This window comes from Pseudomonas sp. NC02 (assembly GCF_002874965.1).
In the GTDB taxonomy this organism is placed as follows: domain Bacteria; phylum Pseudomonadota; class Gammaproteobacteria; order Pseudomonadales; family Pseudomonadaceae; genus Aquipseudomonas.
The window spans coordinates 3345288-3365428 of sequence record NZ_CP025624.1 but is presented as its reverse complement, the minus strand read 5'-3'; the positions used below and the strand labels follow the sequence as shown (position 1 = coordinate 3365428).

At 61.7% G+C, this 20141-nt stretch carries 18 protein-coding genes and 1 pseudogene; 13 read left to right on the top strand and 6 right to left on the bottom strand.

Going from position 1 to position 20141, the window contains the following annotated elements; all coding sequences use genetic code 11:
• The first annotated feature begins 2 nt into the window (after positions 1-2).
• A complete protein-coding gene (locus C0058_RS16120) occupies positions 3-860 on the top strand; it encodes an SDR family oxidoreductase (RefSeq protein ID WP_003217640.1) in 858 nt (285 codons plus the stop codon).
• 214 nt (positions 861-1074) lie between these two features.
• Here C0058_RS16120 and C0058_RS33260 read toward each other — a convergent pair.
• From C0058_RS33260 to C0058_RS16105, 3 genes and pseudogenes are all read right to left on the bottom strand, one after another.
• A pseudogene (locus tag C0058_RS33260) lies at positions 1075-1203 on the bottom strand (DUF2188 domain-containing protein); the annotation flags it as partial.
• A 115-nt stretch (positions 1204-1318) separates the two neighbouring features.
• Positions 1319-2233: a tyrosine recombinase XerC gene (xerC, locus tag C0058_RS16110; RefSeq protein WP_008433427.1), complete on the bottom strand. Its 915-nt coding sequence runs from the start codon at positions 2231-2233 to the stop codon at positions 1319-1321.
• 103 nt (positions 2234-2336) lie between these two features.
• Entirely contained in the window at positions 2337-3125 is a 789-nt protein-coding gene (locus C0058_RS16105; protein WP_023658829.1) for a M949_RS01915 family surface polysaccharide biosynthesis protein, read from the bottom strand.
• Between the two features lie 469 nt (positions 3126-3594).
• Between C0058_RS16105 and arnC the strand changes: the two genes are divergently transcribed.
• The 12 genes from arnC to C0058_RS16045 all read left to right on the top strand — a co-directional run bounded on the left by arnC (position 3595) and on the right by C0058_RS16045 (position 16886).
• Positions 3595-4629, top strand: a complete 1035-nt coding sequence (arnC, locus tag C0058_RS16100; protein WP_003217633.1) for an undecaprenyl-phosphate 4-deoxy-4-formamido-L-arabinose transferase — start codon at positions 3595-3597, stop codon at positions 4627-4629.
• Entirely contained in the window at positions 4626-6617 is a 1992-nt protein-coding gene (gene arnA, locus C0058_RS16095) for a bifunctional UDP-4-amino-4-deoxy-L-arabinose formyltransferase/UDP-glucuronic acid oxidase ArnA (protein ID WP_102369061.1), read from the top strand. Before arnC ends, arnA begins: the two co-directional genes overlap by 4 nt.
• Positions 6617-7501, top strand: a complete 885-nt coding sequence (arnD, locus tag C0058_RS16090; protein ID WP_023658828.1) for a 4-deoxy-4-formamido-L-arabinose-phosphoundecaprenol deformylase — start codon at positions 6617-6619, stop codon at positions 7499-7501. The genes arnA and arnD overlap by 1 nt, the downstream gene beginning before the upstream one ends.
• Complete coding sequence (gene arnT / locus C0058_RS16085) at positions 7498-9153, top strand: lipid IV(A) 4-amino-4-deoxy-L-arabinosyltransferase (RefSeq protein ID WP_102369060.1); 1656 nt, start codon at positions 7498-7500, stop codon at positions 9151-9153. The genes arnD and arnT overlap by 4 nt, the downstream gene beginning before the upstream one ends.
• A complete protein-coding gene (gene arnE, locus C0058_RS16080; protein ID WP_003217625.1) occupies positions 9150-9497 on the top strand; it encodes a 4-amino-4-deoxy-L-arabinose-phosphoundecaprenol flippase subunit ArnE in 348 nt (115 codons plus the stop codon). The genes arnT and arnE overlap by 4 nt, the downstream gene beginning before the upstream one ends.
• On the top strand, positions 9494-9907 hold the full coding sequence (arnF, locus tag C0058_RS16075; RefSeq protein WP_102369059.1) for a 4-amino-4-deoxy-L-arabinose-phosphoundecaprenol flippase subunit ArnF: 414 nt from the start codon (positions 9494-9496) through the stop codon (positions 9905-9907). Before arnE ends, arnF begins: the two co-directional genes overlap by 4 nt.
• A complete protein-coding gene (locus tag C0058_RS16070; protein ID WP_102369058.1) occupies positions 9904-11283 on the top strand; it encodes a UDP-glucose/GDP-mannose dehydrogenase family protein in 1380 nt (459 codons plus the stop codon). Before arnF ends, C0058_RS16070 begins: the two co-directional genes overlap by 4 nt.
• Before the next feature lie 3 nt (positions 11284-11286).
• The gene (locus C0058_RS16065) at positions 11287-12909 is read left to right on the top strand and encodes a glycosyltransferase family 39 protein (RefSeq protein ID WP_102369057.1); all 1623 of its coding nucleotides are present in this window, start codon (positions 11287-11289) and stop codon (positions 12907-12909) included.
• A gap of 521 nt (positions 12910-13430) precedes the next feature.
• Positions 13431-13610: a type VI secretion system contractile sheath small subunit gene (locus C0058_RS32895; protein ID WP_256344058.1), complete on the top strand. Its 180-nt coding sequence runs from the start codon at positions 13431-13433 to the stop codon at positions 13608-13610.
• 176 nt (positions 13611-13786) lie between these two features.
• Positions 13787-14503 (top strand): HPP family protein, encoded by a 717-nt coding sequence (locus tag C0058_RS16055; RefSeq protein ID WP_102369056.1) that lies wholly within the window; start codon positions 13787-13789, stop codon positions 14501-14503.
• Between the two features lie 124 nt (positions 14504-14627).
• Positions 14628-15731: an enoyl-CoA hydratase/isomerase family protein gene (locus tag C0058_RS16050; protein WP_087693005.1), complete on the top strand. Its 1104-nt coding sequence runs from the start codon at positions 14628-14630 to the stop codon at positions 15729-15731.
• A gap of 3 nt (positions 15732-15734) precedes the next feature.
• The gene (locus C0058_RS16045; protein WP_087693006.1) at positions 15735-16886 is read left to right on the top strand and encodes an acyl-CoA dehydrogenase family protein; all 1152 of its coding nucleotides are present in this window, start codon (positions 15735-15737) and stop codon (positions 16884-16886) included.
• A gap of 141 nt (positions 16887-17027) precedes the next feature.
• Here C0058_RS16045 and C0058_RS16035 read toward each other — a convergent pair whose 3' ends face one another.
• From C0058_RS16035 to C0058_RS16025, 3 genes are read right to left on the bottom strand one after another with little or no spacing between them, the layout of a single operon-like run.
• On the bottom strand, positions 17028-17801 hold the full coding sequence (locus tag C0058_RS16035; RefSeq protein WP_003217608.1) for an enoyl-CoA hydratase: 774 nt from the start codon (positions 17799-17801) through the stop codon (positions 17028-17030).
• Positions 17802-17810: 9 nt separating this feature from the next.
• Positions 17811-18938, bottom strand: a complete 1128-nt coding sequence (locus C0058_RS16030; protein WP_008433455.1) for an acyl-CoA dehydrogenase — start codon at positions 18936-18938, stop codon at positions 17811-17813.
• A 9-nt stretch (positions 18939-18947) separates the two neighbouring features.
• Positions 18948-20132 (bottom strand): acetyl-CoA C-acyltransferase, encoded by a 1185-nt coding sequence (locus tag C0058_RS16025; RefSeq protein ID WP_087693007.1) that lies wholly within the window; start codon positions 20130-20132, stop codon positions 18948-18950.
• Between the last annotated feature and the right edge of the window lie 9 nt (positions 20133-20141).

Sequence of the window (20141 nt, the reverse complement as noted above, 5' to 3'; positions counted from 1 at the left end):
AGATGACTGACTACCCACGCCCACCTTTCGCCAGCCAGGCCCAATCCGTTCCCGGTTCGCAGAAGAAGATGGACCCCTATCCCGACTGCGGCGAGAAGAGCTACACCGGCTCCGGCCGCCTGGCCAACAAGATCGCCCTGATCACCGGCGCCGACAGCGGTATCGGCCGCGCCGTGGCGATTGCCTTTGCCCGCGAAGGTGCCGATGTCGCTATCGCCTATCTGGACGAACACGAGGACGCGAAGGAAACCGCACGCTGGGTGGAAGAAGCCGGCCGCCAATGCCTGTTGCTGCCCGGCGACCTCGCGCAAAAAGCCAACTGCCAGGCGATTGTCGACCAGACCGTCGAGCAGTTCGGGCGGATCGACGTGCTGGTCAATAACGCCGCATTCCAGATGACCCACGAGACCCTCGAAGAGATACCCGACGAGGAATGGGTCAAGACCTTCGATATCAACATCACCGCGATGTTTCGCATCTGCAAGGCGGCGCTGCCGCATATGAAGGCCGGCGGGTCGATCATCAATACCAGCTCGGTGAATTCCGATATGCCCAAGCCAACGTTGCTGGCTTACGCCGCCACCAAGGGCGCGATTGCGAACTTTACCGGTGGCCTGGCACAACTGCTGGGCAGCAAGGGCATCCGCGTGAACAGCGTGGCGCCGGGGCCGATCTGGACGCCATTGATTGTCTCGACGATGCCGGACGAAGACGTGAACAGCTTTGGCAGCGAAACACCGCTGGGCCGCCCCGGCCAGCCGGTGGAAGTAGCACCGATCTATGTGTTGCTGGCGTCGGATGAGGCGAGTTACATCTCGGGCTCGCGGTATGCGGTGACGGGCGGCAAGCCGATTCTCTAGGGTCGGATGCAAATCCAGTGTGGGAGCGGGCTTGCTCGCGAAGGCGGAGTGTCAGGCAATGCATCTGTGACTGATCCAACGCCTTCGCGAGCAAGCCCGCTCCCACATTGGGTGCTCGGTCAGCCCTTAGATCGTGTCGGGTCAGCCTTGCGGGGTAGGTTCTTTCTTCCTGAATCCGCCCATCCATGCTGTGAATCCTCAGCGACGCCGTCTTGTCGCTGAGAAACTCCTTCGCCAACTCAACGATCGCCTCCTTGGTCTCTGCCGTTTTCGACGGCCGTGCCGAGCCCTGCTTGGTCAACGCCCAACCGGTGCCGGTCTTGTTGATGTTGTAGGTATCCATGGTCTGCTCCTTCGACTGAATAAACACGGCACGCGGCAAAACCCGCGCCCTACTATTGCGAGCGCGGCTGCCGGGCAGAGTTCAAGGCAGTTGGCGGGCCAGGTTACGGGCGGCCCTACAGGTCAAACCGATCCACGGCCCTGCGCCGCTCATTGTCGTCGCGCACATCGTAGGTGGCGGTGGTCTGGATATTGGTGTGGTGCGCCAGCTTCTGGGCGATCGACAGGTCGTACTCTTCAATGACCCGCGTGATAAACGAACGGCGGAAATCATGGGGCATGATTTTCACGCCGACCTGTTCCCCACGCTGGCGGGCGATGTAGTAAATCGCGTGTTTGGTGATGCGCTCGCGGGTGATATGGCTGCCCCGGCGAATCCGGTTGAACAGGAAACCGTCGTCCTGTTCCCCCGGTTTCAGCTGGCTGCGGCGAAACTCCAGCCATGCCTCCAGTTTGGCAAAGGCCCAGGCCGGTGCGTACTTGATCAATTGCTTGTTGCCCTTGCCGGTAACCTGCAGGCTGCGCTCGTCAAAGTTGACCTGGCCCAGCTCGATGTTCACCGATTCCGACTTGCGCATGCCCGAGCCATACAGAATCCCGATCACCGCTGCATCCCGCAGGCCCTGCGGGCGCGGATCGGCGGCGCAGACTTCCATCAACTCACGAATCAGCGTACGCCGCAGGTTGCGCCCCTGGCTCAGGCGGGTGCCGGCCATGGCCTTGACCGAGCGCATCTTCAGCAGGTGGTCCTGGCTGATCAGGCTCATGCGCCAGGCTTCGTTCATCACCCCGCGCACGGCGTTGACGTACAGCGATGAAGTATTCGGCGCATACCCGTCTTCCCGCAGCACCGCCACCAGGGCCATGACGTGTTCGGGCTGCAGCAGGTGCCAGTCGATGTCTTCGAGGTTGATGTCTTCAAAACCCAGGCGGTCGGCGGCGTCCTGCAGCACGTAGCGCATGGTCAGCTGGCTGGAGGGCGCCAGGCGGGTGAGATAGAGGGTCAGCGGGTTGCGGGTAGACTCAGTCAAGGTAGATCAGCCTTTGGATTAAATATATCGGCTAACCATCTGTTTAATCGACATATTTAGTGAATTGGCGAGCGCCGAGTCTAGCGCAGGTCAATCCCCGGGGCTATTCCTGATCGTCTTCCGCCGGGGCTGGCGTCTGCTGCTGGCTCCAGTCGGTGTCCTGCTTCTGCATCAAGGCAAACCAGTGCTGGCGCATGAACTCCAGGTACGGTTTGGGCGCCTTGGCAAAATCTTCTTCGTCGCCGTAACAGCCAGGAAGCGGCAGCTCGGTACCCTGCTCCTTGTACTGACTGACCAGCGCCTGTTGGGCGGCGATGCTGCAATCCTTGGGCAACGGCATGCCCTGCAGGGCGCCGGCGTCTTCATCCCACCAGCTGGCGCCATAGCGGTCGATGCCACGCAGGCGGTACTTCTGCGACTTGCCGATGTGCATGATCAGCTTGAAATCATTGGGGCTGACGTCACTGGTGCAGGTGCGGCTATACCCCACGGTGACCTGGCTGATGCCATCGCCCAGCAGGTCGGTGACCCGGGTGGCGTCGCTGTTGAAGTGCGCGCCGGCATCGAACTCGCAATGCTGCACGTCGTCGTAGAGCATCCACAGGCGCTTGGGCCGGTCACCGTCGAGCAGGTACTGGGCGGCGTAGACAAAGGCCGACTGCGCACCGTCGTCGTCGCGTTCGCTGACTTGCTCTGCGAGTACCAACAGGTTCTTGCCCTGTTTGTCGCTCCAGACGAAGGCGCCGACCTGTTTACCCCGCACTTCTACGCCATCGGGCACCTGGTCGATGGACGTCAGTGCCACGCCGTCATCGGCCCGCACACTCGTGGCCCAGGCCACCGTCATCAACAACACCATCAACATTGGCCGTAAACGCTGCACGCTATTCATCCGACTGCCCTGGCAAGAGATGGCTTACTTTACCGGCACTTGCGTGGCATTGCAGAGAAGATTCTTCAGGAACCTGCCCGCGCGCGGAAAAAGCCTACCGGCCCTTCTCCCCTCATCGGCACGGCGTTGTCCGTGCTTCTGCTGTTTACCTGAACCCTAGCTGTCTACCTGCCAAAAAAACGACTTTTTCATCTGCGTTTCATATTCGTTGAACATTTTTGCGCTTAATCTTGGCGGCACGACTTGAGAACGAACCGTACTTTGCAGGTTAACTCGTTGATTCCGCTTTACCTTTGAGCATTTTAGTCTTTACTCACGTATGCCATGGAAGACCCACTGTGACCTGTCAGGACTGTCGAATGAATGCCACAAATCAACGCTATCTTTGATCGGATGCCCGGCATCCGAGGCTGACGATAACTGCTGTCTTTACGCTCCAAGTTGCTCTAACCCCCGAGGTAATGAATCTTTGAAACCCTATCCAATTCATTGCGTGTCGATCGTTATCCCGGTCTACAACGAACAAGAAAGCCTGCCTGAACTGCTGCGCCGCACCATGGCCGCCTGCAAACAACTGGCTTACGAATACGAAATCATCCTGGTGGACGACGGCAGCCGCGACAACTCCGCGCAATTGCTGGAAGACGCCGCCGCGCTCGAAGGCAGCAATGTGGTGGCGGTGATCCTCAACCGCAACTACGGCCAGCACGCCGCGATCATGGCCGGCTTCGAGCATTGCCGGGGCGACGTGGTGATCACCCTGGACGCCGACCTGCAAAACCCGCCGGAAGAAATCCCGCGTTTGGTCGAACAGGCCGCCCTGGGCTATGACGTGGTTGCCACCGTGCGCAACAACCGCCAGGACTCGGCCTTCCGCCGCTGGCCGTCGCGCCTGATCAACCTCGCCGTGCAACGCTCCACCGGCGTGGCCATGAGCGACTACGGCTGCATGCTGCGTGCTTATCGCCGCACCATCGTCGACGCCATGCTGGCCTGCCGCGAGCGCAGCACCTTTATCCCGATCCTGGCCAACAGCTTTGCGCGCCACACCACGGAAATCCTGGTGCATCACGCCGAGCGTGAACACGGCGAGTCCAAATACAGCCCGATGCGCCTGATCAGCCTGATGTTCGATCTGCTGACCTGCATGACCACCACGCCATTGCGCCTGTTGAGCATCGTCGGTTTCAGCCTGGCGGCCCTGGGCATGCTCTTCGCCTTTGCACTGATCGTGCTGCGTATCGCTTTCGGCTCCGGCTGGGCTGGCGACGGCATGTTCGTGCTGTTCGCCGTATTGTTCGTGTTCACCGGTGGCCAGTTCATCGGCATGGGCCTCCTGGGTGAATACCTGGGCCGCATGTACAGCGATGTGCGGGCCCGCCCACGGTTCTTTATCGAAAAAGTGCTGCGCAACCAACCGGCAGCACCGGCCGAGACCTTTACGGTCGACGGCCTAACGTCCTCCCACACCTCTACTTCTCCTTCCGATCAGGTTTCGTCATGAATTCAAAAGCTGTTGTCTTCGCTTACCACGATATTGGCTGTGCTGGCATTGAAGCCCTGCTCAATGCGGGTTACGAAATTGCTGCCGTGTTCACCCATGCCGATGATCCCAAGGAAAACAATTTCTACGGTTCCGTCGCCCAGCTGTGCGCCCGCAATGGCATCCCGGTGCACGCCCCGGAAGACGCCAACCACCCGCTGTGGATCGAGCGCATCGCCAAGCTGAACCCGGACTACATCTTCTCGTTCTACTACCGCAACCTGCTGAGCGAAGCCCTGCTGGCCACCGCCAAGAAAGGCGCGTTCAACCTGCACGGCTCCCTGCTGCCTAAGTACCGTGGCCGCGCACCGGCCAACTGGGTGCTGGTGAACGGCGAAACCGAAACCGGCGTGACCCTGCACCGCATGGTTAAGCGTGCCGATGCCGGCGCGATCCTGGCCCAGCAGAAAGTCGTGATCGAGCGCACCGACACCGGCCTGACCCTGCACGCCAAACTGCGTGACGCCGCCACCAACCTGCTGCGCGATGCCCTGCCGCAACTGGCTCAAGGCAAGCTGGCCGAAACCGCCCAGGACGAAAGCAAGGCCACCTACTTCGGTCGTCGCACCGCCGCTGACGGCAAACTGGATTGGAAAAAACCGGCTGAAGAGCTGTTCAACCTGGTTCGCGCCGTTACCCAACCATACCCGGGTGCCTTCTGCGCCGTGGGCGAGCACAAGCTGATCGTCTGGAACGCCGAAGTCGTCAAGGGCAACGAAGGCCTGGCGCCAGGCCGCGTGATCAGCGTCAACCCGCTGCGCATCGCCTGCGGTGAAGACTCCCTGGTGGTCAAGTTCGGCCAGCGCAACGAGAACGGCCTGTACCTGGCCGGCCCGTCCCTGGCGGATGAACTGGGCCTGGTGGACGGTTCCGTACTGCGCGGCGCCGAGTCTGGCCGCAAGCCCCGTCGTACCCGCGTGCTGATCCTGGGTGTGAACGGTTTCATCGGTAACCACCTGTCCGAGCGCCTGCTGCGTGACGACCGTTACGAAATCTACGGCCTGGACATCGGCTCCGACGCCATCGAGCGCCTGCGCAGCCACCCGAATTTCCACTATGTGGAAGGCGACATCAGCATCCACTCCGAGTGGATCGAGTACCACATCAAGAAGTGCGACGTGGTCCTGCCGCTGGTGGCCATCGCCACCCCGATCGAATACACCCGCAACCCGCTGCGCGTATTTGAACTGGACTTCGAAGAGAACCTGAAACTGGTTCGCTACTGCGTGAAGTACAACAAGCGCGTGATCTTCCCGTCGACCTCCGAAGTGTATGGCATGTGCCAGGACCAGTACTTCGACGAAGACACCTCCAACCTGGTGGTGGGCCCGGTCAACAAGCAGCGCTGGATCTACTCGGTCTCCAAGCAACTGCTGGACCGCGTGATCTGGGCCTACGGCGACAAAGGCCTGAAGTTCACCCTGTTCCGTCCATTCAACTGGATGGGCCCGCGCCTCGACCGCCTGGACTCGGCCCGTATCGGCAGCTCCCGCGCCATCACCCAGCTGATCCTGAACCTGGTGGAAGGCACGCCGATCCGTCTGTTCGACGGTGGCGAGCAGAAGCGTTGCTTCACTGACATCGCCGACGGTATCGAAGCCCTGGCGCGCATCATCGATAACGACAACGATAACTGCAACGGCCAGATCATCAACATCGGCAACCCGGAAAACGAAGCCAGCATCCGTCAATTGGGCGAAGAACTGCTGCGCCAGTTCGAAGCTCACCCGCTGCGCAGCAACTTCCCTCCGTTTGCCGGTTTCCGCGACGTAGAGAGCAAGGCGTTCTACGGCACCGGTTACCAGGACGTGGCGCACCGCAAGCCAAGCATCGACAACGCCAAGCGCCTGCTGAACTGGGAGCCTACCGTGGAGATGAGCGAAACCATCGGCAACACCCTGGATTTCTTCCTGCGTGAAGCCATGCTCGAAATCGCGGACAAGCGCTGATGCAAGCGGGTCTACGCATCGACGTCGACACTTACCGAGGCACCCGTGAAGGGGTGCCAAGGTTGTTGGAGTCGCTTGATGAAGCCGGGGTCAAGGCGACCTTCTTCTTCAGCGTCGGGCCGGACAACATGGGGCGCCACTTGTGGCGCCTGATCCGCCCGCAGTTCCTGTGGAAGATGCTGCGCTCCAACGCGGCCGGTTTGTACGGCTGGGACATTTTGCTGGCCGGCACCGCCTGGCCGGGCAAACCCATTGGCCGCGACCTGGGGCACCTGATGCGCCAGGCCAAGGCCGCCGGGCATGAAGTCGGGCTGCACGCCTGGGATCATCACGGCTGGCAAGCCAACACCGGGCGCTGGAGCGATGCACAGCTGATCGAGCAGATTCGCCGTGGCGTCGACACCTTGAGCGACATCCTCGGTGAACCCATCGACTGCTCAGCCGCCGCGGGCTGGCGTGCCGATGAGCGCGTGGTGCAAGCCAAGCAACAGTTCAATTTCCGTTACAACAGCGATTGCCGTGGTACCAGCCTGTTCCGGCCGACCCTGGCGGATGGCAGTGCCGGCACACCACAAATTCCGGTGGACATGCCGACCTTCGACGAAGTCGTGGGACCGGTGGTGGCCGCCAAGGATTTCAATAGCTACATCCTCGACCGCTTCAAGCCGTCGAAGCTCAACGTCTATACGATCCACGCAGAAGTAGAAGGGATTCTGATGGCCAATGATTTTCGCCAGTTGCTCGCCCAGGCAGGGCAGCGCGGCATCGCGTTCAAACCGTTGGGCGACCTGTTGCCCGCCGACCTCACCACCCTGCCCCAGCAACAGCTGGTGCGTGGTGCGTTGAGCGGCCGTGAAGGCTGGCTCGGAGTGCAAAAGGCATGATCCGGCGCCGGGCCCTGCCCCTGCTCCTGCTGGCCTTCGGGGTGTTCTACCTGATCCCGTTGGCCACCCACGGCCTGTGGATCCCCGACGAAACCCGCTATGCGCAGATCAGCCAGGAAATGCTGCTGACCGGCAAATGGGCCTCGCCACACTTCATGGGGATTCGCTACTTCGAGAAACCGGCGGCCGGGTACTGGATCATCGCGCTGGGCCAGGCGATTTTCGGGCAGAACCTGTTCGGCGTGCGTTTTGCCTCGGCCTTGAGCACCGGCTTGAGCATCCTGCTGGTGTATTTCGTGGCCCGGCGTTTGTGGAACGACCCGCGCAAGAGCCTGGTCAGCGCCGTGCTGTACATGAGTTTTGTCAGCGTCGCGTTCCTGGCGGGCTATGCGAACCTCGACCCGCAGTTCACCTTCTGGGTCAACCTGACCGGGGCGGCGCTGTGGTTCTGCTTCGACAGCACCACCACCCGCGGCCGGCTGTGGTCGTGGGCCTTACTCGGGTTCGCCTGCGGCATGGGGTTCATGACCAAGGGTTTCCTTGCCTGGTTGCTGCCGGTGCTGATCGCCCTGCCCTACGTGCTCTGGCAAAAACGCATTCGTGAACTGCTCACCTATGGCCTGGTGGCCGTGGTGGTGGCGATTGTCGTGAGCCTGCCCTGGGCGCTGATGGTGCATGCCCAGGAACCGGACTACTGGAATTTCTTCTTCTGGCACGAGCACATCCAGCGCTTTGCCGGCGACGACGCCCAGCACTCCGAGCCCTTCTGGTATTACCTGCCGCTGATGGTTGCGTTCACCCTGCCGTGGATGGCGTTGCTGCCGTCCACCGTGAAGCAGGCATGGCTGGAAAAACGCAACAGCAAGGTCGCCTTCCTGCTGCTGTGGCTGCTGATGCCGCTGGCGTTCTTCAGCCTGGCCAAGGGCAAGCTGCCGTCGTATATCATGCCGTGCCTGCTGCCACTGGCGCTGCTGATGGGGCATACCCTCGCCGACAAACTGGCCCAGGCCCGTGGCCGCGTACTGCGCATCAACGGCTGGGTGAATCTGGTCATTGGCATATTGGCGTTGCTGGCCCTGACCTGGTTCCAGCTGAAAAAACCGGTGTACGAGCACGGCCAGGAAACACTCAGCCTGGTGCTGGTGTTCGTCTTCCTGTTCGGCTGGATCATCGCCAACCTGCTGCAAGCCGCCCGCCCGTTGCACATGTGGGCCGCACCGGTGATGGGCAGCTGGTTGCTGGTGGCGCTGGTGCCGGCCGCGTTGCCGCACTCGGTGGTTTATAACAAGACCCCCGACCAGTTCATCATCGACCACCTCCAGGAGCTGCAGCCGGCCACTGCGTTGCTGAGCAACGACCTCGGCGCCGCATCGGCCTTGTCATGGCGCCTGCAGCGTCCTGAAGTGATGCTTTACAACACCGTTGGCGAAGTGAAATACGGCATCGCCTTCCCGGACACCGCTTACCGCAAGATCGATGCCGCCAGCGTCCAGCAATGGATGAGCGAGGCGCGCAAGCAAGGCTCGGTGGGCGTGGTGATGCGGGTCAAGGGTGACGACGAACGCCAGGAAGTGGACCTGCTGCCCAAAGACGGCAATCGTTACGAGCAGGGCAATATCGTGATTCTGATCTTCCCGCAGAGCGCGCCATGACCACTCTGTTGCTGTTGTTAGGTGCCTGCCTGCTGACCTGCATGGGCCAGGTGTCCCAGAAGTTTGCCGTGGAAGGCTGGCGTGACCAGCCCGACGGTTGGGCCCTGAAGCTGCGCTCGCCGTGGCTGTGGTCGGCGCTGGTGTGCCTGGGCCTGGGTTTGCTGGTGTGGCTGCTGGTGCTGCAACGCCTGGAAGTCGGCATCGCCTACCCGATGCTGAGCCTCAACTTTGTATTGGTCACCCTGGTGGCGCGCTTTGTGTTCCATGAACACATCGATGGTCGCCACTGGTTCGGCGTGCTGCTGGTGATTGCCGGTGTGGTGCTGCTGGGGCGTCAGGTATGAGTCGCGCTCGCGGTTTTGCCCTGGCCCTGGGCAGCGTGGCACTGGTCAGCGGTGCCCAGTTGGGCATGCGCTGGAGCATGACGCGCCTGCCATTGCCCACCGAATGGCTGACAGCACTCGACACGGGTGCCATCGACCTCGGCGCACTGGGCGTGGTGATCCTGGCGATCATCGCCTATGCCCTGTCGATGCTCTGCTGGCTTGGCGCACTGAAAGACCTGCCTCTGGGCCGTGCCTACTCGCTGCTCAGCATCAGCTACGCATTGGTCTACCTGCTGGCCGCCAGCCTGCCGGTGTTCAACGAACATTTTTCGCTTTCAAAAACTGCGGGAGTGGCCTTGGTCATCCTCGGAGTCCTGACTATCAACTCTCGTCGTGCTAGCACCACAAGTCCCAGGAATGCCCCATGAAAATCAGTGTATTTGGTAGTGGTTACGTCGGTCTGGTGCAGGCCACCGTATTGGCCGAAGTCGGTCACGATGTCATCTGCATGGACGTTGACGAGAACAAGGTCAAGCTGCTGCAACAGGGCCACGTGAGCATCTTCGAGCCGGGGCTGGCGGCCATGGTCAAGGAAAACCTCGAAGGCGGACGCCTGACGTTTACCTATGATGAAAAACTCGCCGTCGAACATGGCGAAGTGCTGTTCATCGCCGTGGGCACCCCCTCCGATGAAGACGGTTCGGCCGACCTGAAATACGTGCTGTCCGTGGGCGATGCAGTGGCTCGCCACCGTATCGACCCGGTGATCCTCGTGGAAAAATCCACCGTACCCGTAGGCACCGGCGACACCTTGCGTGCGCACATGGAAAAAGCCCTGCGCATTGCCGGCCGCCACCTGGAGTTCGATATCGTCTCCAACCCGGAATTCCTCAAGGAAGGCTCGGCCGTTGCCGACTGCCGTCGCCCGGACCGGATCGTCATCGGCTGCGAACGTGAGGAAGTGCGCGAGGTGATGCGTGAGTTGTATGCACCGTTCAACCGCAACCACGACCGCATCATCTTCATGGACCTGCGCAGCGCCGAACTGACCAAGTACGCCGCCAACTGCATGCTGGCCACCAAGATCAGCTTTATCAACCAGATCGCCGAACTGGCCGAACACCTGGGCGCCGACATCGAAGCCGTGCGCCTGGGCATTGGTGCCGACTCGCGTATCGGCTACCACTTCATCTACCCAGGTTGCGGTTATGGCGGCTCGTGTTTCCCCAAGGACATGCGCGCCCTGATCCACAGCGCCAAGGCCGCCAACTGCTCCAGCGACCTGCTGGAAGCCGTGGAAGCCATCAACCAGCGCCAGAAGAGCAAGCTGTTCGAACGCGCCAATGCATTCTTCAAGGGCGACCTGCGTGGCAAGACCTTCGCCTTGTGGGGCCTGGCGTTCAAGCCCAACACCGACGACATGCGCGATGCGCCAAGCCGGGTGCTGATGGAAGCCTTGTGGGCGGCCGGCGCCAATGTACGTGCGTTTGACCCGGAAGCCATGCAGGAAACCCAGCGCATCTACGGTGATGACCCGCGCCTGATGCTGATGGGCACCCCGGAATCCACCCTGAGTGGCTCTGACGCCTTGATCATCTGCACCGAATGGCAACAGTTCAAGGCACCGGACTTCGACCTGATCCAGCAACGCCTGAAAACCCCGGTGATCTTCGACGGCCGCAACCTGTACGACGGCGAACGCCTGGCACGCAAAGGCATCCAGTACTTCCCGATGGGCCGTGGCGATTCCTGCAACTTGCCGATCCCCCAGCAAAACTGGGCGCCTCAGGCCGAGGAAGCCTGAGACGTGGACAAAGCTCATCGGCCCCTGCTCAGCCCGACGATCCGCCGACACTCATGGGTGCTGGGGCTCCTGGCACTGGTCCTGTTTATCGCAGGCAACTGGAACCAGGCAATCATCGGCTTTGACTCGCGCTTCGTGCTGTTCGCCCAGGAGATGCTGCGCCATGGGCCGGGGTTCTTCCCGACGACGTACGGGCAACCTTATGCCGATTACCTGGCCACCTCGACGCTGCTGACCTGGCTGCTGTCCCTGCCCCTGGGGCAGGTCACCAGCCTGACGGCCTGGCTGCCCACGGCCATCGCTTCGGCGCTGCTCGTGGTGCTGGTCTACCGGCTGACCGCGCCCTACTCCCGGCGCTGGGCGCTGCTGAGCATCGCGGTGATGCTGCTCAGCAGCACCTTCATCAGCGAAACCCGCGCGGTGTCCCTCGACCAGATGTTGGCGGCAGTGGCCCTGACAGTCTTCTACCTGGGTTACGCCCACGACCACTTCGGCGCCGGCAAGCGCCTGCACTGGCTGTTTGCGCTGCTGATCGTGGGGTTCGCGATCCGTGGGCCGATCGGCCTGGTGATCCCCACCGGCATGCTGTGCAGCTATTACCTGATCAACCGGCAATGGCGCCAGCTCTTCAGTTTCGGCCTGCTCGCGTTGGCGTTACTGGCGGCGTGCGTGGGCCTGCTGTTGCTGCTGGCCAAGCTCAGTGGCGGTGAAACGTTCATGCAGGACGTGATCCGCATGCAGTTCCTGGGTCGCATGGACGGCACCGAAGGCTCCGGCAGCGCGCTGTATTACTTCAGCAGTTCGCTGGGTAACTACGCGCCGGCGTATCCGTTGGCAATACTCGCGCTGATTGCGATTGTCGCCGGTGGCCGCGAGGACAAGGGCCCGGCGCTGAAACTGGTGCTGTACTGCCTCGCCGCCGGCTTGATCGTGATGATCGGCTTGTCGGTGCCCCAGGCGAAAAAAGCGCGCTATGTGCTGCCGATGCTGCCCCTGGCCGCGATCATCGCCGCGTATCCGTTCCAGGTGTCGCGGGGCAGACTGTTCGCCGGGCTGCGCTGGCTGATGCTGGGGTTGTGGACGGTCATTCCGGGGCTGCTGATCGCAGGCTTGTTCGTGGCGCGTCACCGCTTCCCCGAGCAGATTGGCAGCCTCAATCCGGTGTTCGGGATCCTGATCGCGATCCAGGTACTGGTGCTGGGCTTGCTGTTCAACCGGCGGCTTCGCTACGTGGGCCCGGCCTTCGCCGCGGTATTGGCGGTGTGGCTGGCGTATATCGTGATGGTCGAGCCGCTGGAGCGCCGGCTGTATGACACGCGCACCTTTACCCTCCAGGCCCATGCGCTGACCCAGCAACAACCGGCGCCGCTGGTATTGCACGCACTGGGCAAGGACGCAAAAGCCATCAAGTTCATGGTCAACCTCGATTGCGACCGGGTGCCGTTGTTTACCCAGTTGCCTGCCGATCTGGCGCCGATCCAGGCTCCTGCATGGCTGATCATGAGCCAGTCGGACTATGAAGCGTTGAGCGACCCGCGTTTTCGTTCACTGCAGCCGGTACTGACCGGCCAGTTCGACAAGAACCCCTACGTACTGCTGCATTTGATCAAACCCGCACAACCTTGATACAGGGCGCGGGATAAGCGGAACCAACCGCTTATCCCGCGCCAGTACATTCAGTAGTTATAAATCCAAGTGTATGTAAGAAACTTCTTTGCCCCTTCAACTTCGAAACTTTTAGCGTAGCAACTATCGAGAAACATCCTACGCATCTATACGCTGCTACCGATAAGACGCCCTCTTCCCGCCCCTAGCCCTCGACTGTAGACTCGCCTGCCAAGCGAGTTAATTATTTAATACCTTTTAACTATTTTCAGAAGTTCCAAAGGTGCGGTGTAAGGCATTCCTGTTACTTTCGAAAGAAACTCGACGAACGTAGCAGCAAGCCATCAATCAAGACATGCCCCGCTTAAACGAACAGTCGAAATAACAATAAAGACGTTTTAAACAGCATTCAGCGCTGCCGTTTATTTCATTTAGAGGAATGTTTTGTGTCCGACCGTCGATTGCCCGCCCCCTCAACCTCTGACGCTGTCGCGCCTTTGTCCCGCGACAGAGTGAATGCGGGTTACATCCCGCTGCCAAAACTGGATCGGCTCATGGAACTGCGTGATGCACTGGTGGTGCTCAAGGGGCCATTGGCCAACAATCCATCGCTGCGGGAAAATGTACAAAACCTGCTGATCAACGAGGAAACCGATGACCGTGTGCTGGGCAAGATCAGCAACCCCATGCCACCGCCAACCCGCCTGATACCGTTTGGCTGACACGTTTTACTGCAAAAATACTGCACTTGACCTGCATTAATATGCATTGGCAGCAGTCTTCATCGATTGGCACACTGCGCAGGTTCCTCCCCCAAATGCAGGAACTTCTTTAAAGGGCTTTTCCGGGAAACCAGGCAAGCCTTTTTTTTCGCCCGCTTTTCACGGATCGTCTGTCAATGCTCGCTCGCTGGTTACCCGCTGCCATCAATACCCGCCCTGCCGAATGGAGTCGTGCCGCCATCGGCATGGCCCTGGGCACACTGTTCAGCGTCTGGGTGTGCGCCCAGGTGTTCGGCACCGAGGTGGCCCTGCACCTGATAGGCCCGCTGGGAGCCTCGGCGGTGCTGCTGTTTGCCGTATCCTCCGGCGCGCTGGCCCAGCCCTGGTCGATCATCGGCAGCTACCTGTGTGCCGGGATCGTTGCGCTGCTGGTGGCCCGGGTATTGGGCCGAACGCTGGGCAGCGCATGCCTGGCTGCCGGGATGACCGTGATCCTGATCTGCTGGCTGCGCTGCCTGCATCCACCGGCGGGCGGCCTGGCCATGAGCCTGGTGCTGGCTGACCCTGCCTCGATTGCCATGGGCTGGCACGAACTTGCCGCAGTCATGCTGGGAGCCACAGCCTTGTTGGCCTGCGCGCTGGCCTACAACAACGCCACGCGCACGCGTTACCCCAAGGGCACCCGCGAACCGGCTGCGCCGATCTTTATGCCAATCGCCACCGAAAACCCCGGGATCAGCGCCGAGGACCTCAAGCAGGCCCTCGCCGAGCGCGAGCAGTTCCTGGACGTTACCCCGCAGGAGCTGGAAGAGCTGATCCAGGCCAGCGAGCGGTATGCCCGGCGGCGCACCATCGGCGCGGTTTTCCAGCACCAGGGCCAGCCTCCTCCATAAGGCAAAAATGCAAAAACGACCTGCATGATTCCGACTTGTACTGGGCAAATTTGCACTGGTACGATCGCGAGATGGTTCGCCCGCGAACATCTTGATAAAGAACAATAAAAGCAGGGAGTTAGAGATGACTGCTCAGGTTTCATCCGAGGCAAGCAGCGCCGGGATTGTGCAAGACGAGGTCCTGGCGCACGTACGCAACCATATTGGCCACCTGACCCTCAATCGCCCCGCAGGCCTTAACGCCCTCACCCTGGACATGGTCCGCAGCCTCAGCCGGCATTTGCAGGCGTGGGCGGACGATCCCCAGGTGCATGCCGTGGTGTTGCGCGGTGCCGGTGAAAAAGCCTTCTGCGCCGGCGGCGACATTCGCTCGCTGTACGACAGCTTCAAGAGCGGCGACACCCTCCACGAAGACTTCTTCGTCGAGGAATACGCCCTCGACCTCGCCATTCACAACTATCGCAAACCGGTCCTGGCACTGATGGACGGCTTCGTCCTTGGCGGTGGCATGGGCCTGGTGCAAGGCGCCGACCTGCGGGTGGTCACCGACCGCAGCCGCCTGGCAATGCCCGAGGTGGCCATCGGGTATTTCCCTGACGTGGGCGGCAGCTATTTCCTGCCGCGCATTTCCGGGGAACTGGGGATCTACCTCGGGGTGACCGGCGTGCAGATTCGTGCCGCCGACGCCCTGTATTGCGGCCTGGCGGACTGGTACCTCGACAGCGCCCGGCTCGCCGACCTCGACCAGCGCCTGGACCGCCTGGAATGGCACGATTCTCCCCTCAAGGACCTGCAAGGCCTGCTGGCCAGCCTCGCGGTGCAACAATTGCCCGACGCCCCCCTGGCGGCGCTACGCCCAGCCATCGATCACTTCTTTGCCTTGCCGGACGTGCCGAGCATCGTCGAGCAATTGCAGCAAGTCACCGTCGCCGACAGCCATGACTGGGCATTGACCACCGCCAGCCTGATGCAGACGCGCTCCCCCCTGGCCATGGCCGTGACCCTGCAGATGCTGCGTCGCGGGCGCCACCTGCCGCTGGAGCAATGCTTTGCCCTGGAACTGCACCTGGACCGCCAATGGTTTGCCCGTGGCGACCTGATCGAAGGCGTCCGCGCCCTGCTGATCGACAAGGACAAAACCCCTCGCTGGAACCCTCCAACCCTGCAGGCGTTGGAGGCTGATCATGTCGAAAGCTTCTTCCGCGACTTCGACAAGAACGGGAACTAAGTCATGCAAGATATTGAATTTACAGAAGAACAAGTGATGATCCGCGACATGGCGCGGGACTTTGCCCGTGGCGAAATCGCCCCCCACGCCCAGGCTTGGGAAAAGGCCGGCTGGATCGATGATGCCCTGGTCGCCAAGATGGGCGAGTTGGGTTTGCTGGGCATGGTGGTGCCCGAAGAATGGGGCGGCACCTACGTCGACTACGTGGCCTACGCCCTGGCAGTGGAAGAGATTTCCGCTGGCGACGGCGCTACCGGCGCACTGATGAGTATCCATAATTCAGTGGGTTGCGGGCCAATCCTCAACTACGGCTCACAAGCACAAAAGGAAACCTGGTTGGCGGAACTGGCCAGCGGCCAGGCCATCGGTTGCTTCTGCCTTACCGAACCCCAGGCCGGTTCCGAAGCGCACAACCTGCGCACCCGTGCCGAACTGCGGGACGGCCAGTGGGTGATCAACGGCGCCAAGCAGTTTGTCAGCAACGGCAAGCGCGCCAAGCTGGCGATCGTGTTTGCAGTGACCGACCCTGACCTGGGCAAGAAAGGCATCTCGGCGTTCCTGGTGCCGACCAGCACCCCGGGCTTCGTGGTGGACCGTACCGAACACAAGATGGGCATTCGTGCCTCGGACACCTGTGCCGTCACCCTCAACCAGTGCACCGTACCGGAAGCCAACCTGCTGGGTGAACGCGGCAAGGGCCTGGCCATCGCCCTGTCCAACCTCGAAGGCGGACGCATCGGGATTGCCGCCCAGGCGCTGGGTATTGCGCGTGCCGCCTTTGAGGCCGCGCTGGCCTATGCCCGTGACCGGGTGCAGTTCGACAAGGCGATCATCGAGCACCAGAGCGTGGCCAACTTGCTGGCCGACATGCAAACCCGCCTGAATGCGGCGCGCTTGCTGATCCTGCACGCCGCCCGATTGCGCAGTGCGGGCAAGCCATGCCTGTCGGAGGCCTCCCAGGCCAAGCTGTTTGCCTCGGAAATGGCCGAGAAGGTGTGCTCTTCAGCCATGCAGATTCATGGGGGTTATGGCTATCTGGAGGACTACCCGGTGGAGCGTTACTACCGGGATGCGCGGATTACCCAGATTTACGAGGGCACCAGCGAGATTCAGCGGATGGTGATTGCCAGAGAATTGAAAAACTACCAGCTGTAACAGGTATTTCGCAGAACCAATGTGGGAGCGGGCTTGCTCGCGAAGGCGGTGGATCAGTCGATACATCGGGTGACTGTAACACCGCCTTCGCGAGCAAGCCCGCTCCCACATTTTTTGATCTTCAGCGTTACAGGACAGTGTTTACTTGTCCTTGAACTCCGGCGCACGCTTGGCCACAAACGCCGCCATGCCTTCCTTCTGATCCAGCGTGGCAAACGCCGCGTGGAACACCCGGCGCTCAAAGCGCACGCCTTCGGACAGGCTCACTTCAAACGCACGGTTCACGCTTTCCTTGACCATCATGCTGATGGGCACCGACTTGCCGGCGATCAGGGTCGCGACCTTCAATGCTTCGTCCAACAGCTCATCCGCCGGCACGATGCGCGCGACGATCCCGCAGCGCTCGGCTTCCACCGCATCGATAAAGCGCCCGGTCAGGCACATTTCCATGGCCTTGGCCTTGCCCACGGCGCGGGTCAGGCGCTGGGTGCCGCCCATGCCCGGCAGCACGCCGAGGTTGATTTCCGGCTGGCCAAACTTGGCGTTGTCGCCCGCCAGGATGAAGTCGCACATCAAGGCCAGTTCACAACCGCCACCCAGGGCAAACCCGTTGACCGCCGCGATGATCGGCTTGCGGCGGTTGGCCACGCGATCGCTGTCGCTGAACAGGTCGTCGAGGTAGATCTGCGGGTAGGTCAGCTCGGCCATTTCCTTGATGTCGGCACCGGCGGCAAAGGCTTTTTTCGAGCCGGTTAGCACGATGCAGCCGATTTCCGGGTTGGCTTCCAGGCTGTCCAGCGCCTGGTTCAGCTCGCTGACCAGTTGCGCGTTCAGGGCGTTCAGCGCTTGCGGGCGATTGAGGGTGATCAGCCCGACCCGGCCCTGCACGTCCAGCAAAATGCTTTCGTAACTCATAGAGACTCCTCAGAGATTGCGTGAAATGACCATGCGTTGAATATCGCTGGTGCCTTCGTAAATCTGGCAGACCCGCACATCGCGGTAGATCCGCTCCAGGGGAAAGTCGCTCAGGTAACCGTAACCGCCGAGGGTTTGCAAGGCTGCCGAGCAGACCTTTTCGGCCATTTCCGAAGCAAACAGCTTGGCCATGGACGCTTCCACCAGCGCCGGCTTGCCGCTGTCACGCAGGGCGGCGGCGTAATGCACCATCTGCCGCGCCACGGCGATTTGCGTCGCCATGTCCGCCAGGCGGAAGGCCACGGCCTGGTGCTCGATGATCGGCTTGCCAAAGCTTTCCCGCTCGCGGGCGTAGTCCCGGGCCGCTTCAAATGCCGCCCGCGCCATGCCCACCGCTTGCGAAGCAATGCCGACACGCCCGCCTTCGAGGTTGGCCAGGGCGATCCGGTAGCCTTCGCCCTCCTCGCCCAAACGATTGGCCACCGGCACCTTCACATCCTCAAACAGGATCTGGCAGGTGTCGGAAGCATGCTGGCCGAGCTTGTCCTCGACCCGCGCGACGCTGTAGCCCGGCGAGTCGGTGGGCACGATAAAGGCGCTGATGCCGCGTTTGCCGGCAGCCGGATCGGTGACTGCAAACACAATCACGATCCCGGCGTTTTGCCCGGAGGTGATGAACTGCTTGCAGCCATTCAAGACGTAGTGATCGCCCTCCAGCCGGGCACGGGTTTTCAGGCCGCTGGCGTCGGAACCGGCCTGGGGCTCGGTCAAGGCAAACGCACCGAGCATCGCACCACTGGCCAGGGGCTTGAGGAACTGCTCGCGCTGTTGATCATTGCCGAACTTGAGGATCGGCACGCAGCCCACGGAGTTGTGCACGCTCATGATGGTCGAGCAGGCGCCGTCACCGGCAGCGATCTCTTCCAGGGCCATGGCGTAGGCCAGGTAGCCGGTATCACAGCCGCCCCATTGCTCCGGGACCAGCATGCCGAAAAAGCCCAGCTCGGCCATTTCACCAATGGCTTCCTTGGGAAAGCGATGCTCGCGGTCCCACTCGGCAGCGAACGGTTTAAGGCGTTCCTGGGCAAATTGCCGGGCGGCTTCGCTGATTTGCAGTTGTTCGTCATTCGGCAGCATAGGTGTTCCTTAGTACAGGCATTCAACGGCCATGGCCGTGGCTTCACCGCCGCCGATGCAGATCGCTGCAACGCCGCGCTTGAGGCCTTTCTGGCGCAGGGCCGAAAGCAGGGTCACCAGGATCCGCGCGCCGGACGCGCCAATCGGATGGCCCAGGGCACAGGCACCGCCGTGGATGTTGACCTTGCTGTGGGGAATCTCCAGCTTGCTCATGGTCACCAGGCTGACCACGGCAAAGGCTTCGTTGATTTCAAACAGGTCGACTTCGTCGAGGTTCCAGCCGGTCTTGCTCATCAGCTTGCGGATCGCCCCCACCGGCGCTACCGGGAACAGGCCAGGCTCATCGGCAAACGCCGCGTGGCCATGGATCACCGCCAGAGGCTTGAGCCCGCGCTTGTGCGCTTCGGACTGGCGCATCAGCAGCAGCGCCGCCGCACCGTCGGAAATCGAACTGGAGTTGGCTGCCGTCACCGTACCGCCTTCACGGAAGGCCGGCTTCAGGGTGGCGATCTTGTCCAGCTTGGCTTTCGGCGGCTGTTCGTCGTGGATGATGGTTTTCTGTTCCTTGCCCACGGTGACCTGCACCGGGACGATTTCGGCGATGAAGTTGCCGTCGGTGATCGCCTGTTGCGCACGGGTCAGGGACGCAATCGCGAACGCGTCCTGGGCCTCGCGGGAAAAGCCGTTGTGCTCGGCGCAGTCCTCGGCAAAGGTGCCCATCAGGCGGCCCTTGTCGTAGGCGTCTTCAAGGCCGTCGAGGAACATGTGGTCGAGCACCCGGCCGTGGCCCATGCGGTAGCCGCTGCGGGCGCGGTCCAGCAGGTACGGCGCGTTGGACATGCTTTCCATGCCACCGGCGATGACCACCTCCACGCTGCCTGCCAGCAACGCGTCATGGGCCAGGATCGTGGCTTCCATGCCCGAGCCGCACATCTTGTTGAGGGTGGTGCAGCGCGTGGACTTGTCCAGGCCAGCACCCAGCGCCGCCTGGCGTGCCGGCGCCTGGCCGAGGCCGGCGGGCAGCACGCAGCCGAACAGCACTTCATCCACGGCATCGGAAGCGATACCGGCGCGTTCGACCGCTGCACGAATCGCCGCAGCGCCCAGTTGCGGAGCGGTGAGGCCTTTGAGATCGCCCTGGAACCCGCCCATCGGGGTGCGTACCGCGCTGACAATAACGATTGGATCAGTCATGAAAATCTC

Excerpts from the sequence above, each read along its gene's own strand:
- C0058_RS16070 (WP_102369058.1), top strand. The coding sequence starts at position 9,904 with ATGAAAATCAGTGTATTTGGTAGTGGTTACGTCGGTCTGGTGCAGGCC.
- C0058_RS16050 (WP_087693005.1), top strand. The coding sequence starts at position 14,628 with ATGACTGCTCAGGTTTCATCCGAGGCAAGCAGCGCCGGGATTGTGCAA.
- C0058_RS16120 (WP_003217640.1), top strand. The coding sequence starts at position 3 with ATGACTGACTACCCACGCCCACCTTTCGCCAGCCAGGCCCAATCCGTT.
- arnA (WP_102369061.1), top strand. The coding sequence starts at position 4,626 with ATGAATTCAAAAGCTGTTGTCTTCGCTTACCACGATATTGGCTGTGCT.
- arnT (WP_102369060.1), top strand. The coding sequence starts at position 7,498 with ATGATCCGGCGCCGGGCCCTGCCCCTGCTCCTGCTGGCCTTCGGGGTG.
- C0058_RS16105 (WP_023658829.1), bottom strand. The coding sequence starts at position 3,125 with ATGAATAGCGTGCAGCGTTTACGGCCAATGTTGATGGTGTTGTTGATG.
- arnD (WP_023658828.1), top strand. The coding sequence starts at position 6,617 with ATGCAAGCGGGTCTACGCATCGACGTCGACACTTACCGAGGCACCCGT.
- arnE (WP_003217625.1), top strand. The coding sequence starts at position 9,150 with ATGACCACTCTGTTGCTGTTGTTAGGTGCCTGCCTGCTGACCTGCATG.
- C0058_RS16025 (WP_087693007.1), bottom strand. The coding sequence starts at position 20,132 with ATGACTGATCCAATCGTTATTGTCAGCGCGGTACGCACCCCGATGGGC.
- arnF (WP_102369059.1), top strand. The coding sequence starts at position 9,494 with ATGAGTCGCGCTCGCGGTTTTGCCCTGGCCCTGGGCAGCGTGGCACTG.
- C0058_RS16055 (WP_102369056.1), top strand. The coding sequence starts at position 13,787 with ATGCTCGCTCGCTGGTTACCCGCTGCCATCAATACCCGCCCTGCCGAA.
- C0058_RS16045 (WP_087693006.1), top strand. The coding sequence starts at position 15,735 with ATGCAAGATATTGAATTTACAGAAGAACAAGTGATGATCCGCGACATG.
- C0058_RS16035 (WP_003217608.1), bottom strand. The coding sequence starts at position 17,801 with ATGAGTTACGAAAGCATTTTGCTGGACGTGCAGGGCCGGGTCGGGCTG.
- C0058_RS16030 (WP_008433455.1), bottom strand. The coding sequence starts at position 18,938 with ATGCTGCCGAATGACGAACAACTGCAAATCAGCGAAGCCGCCCGGCAA.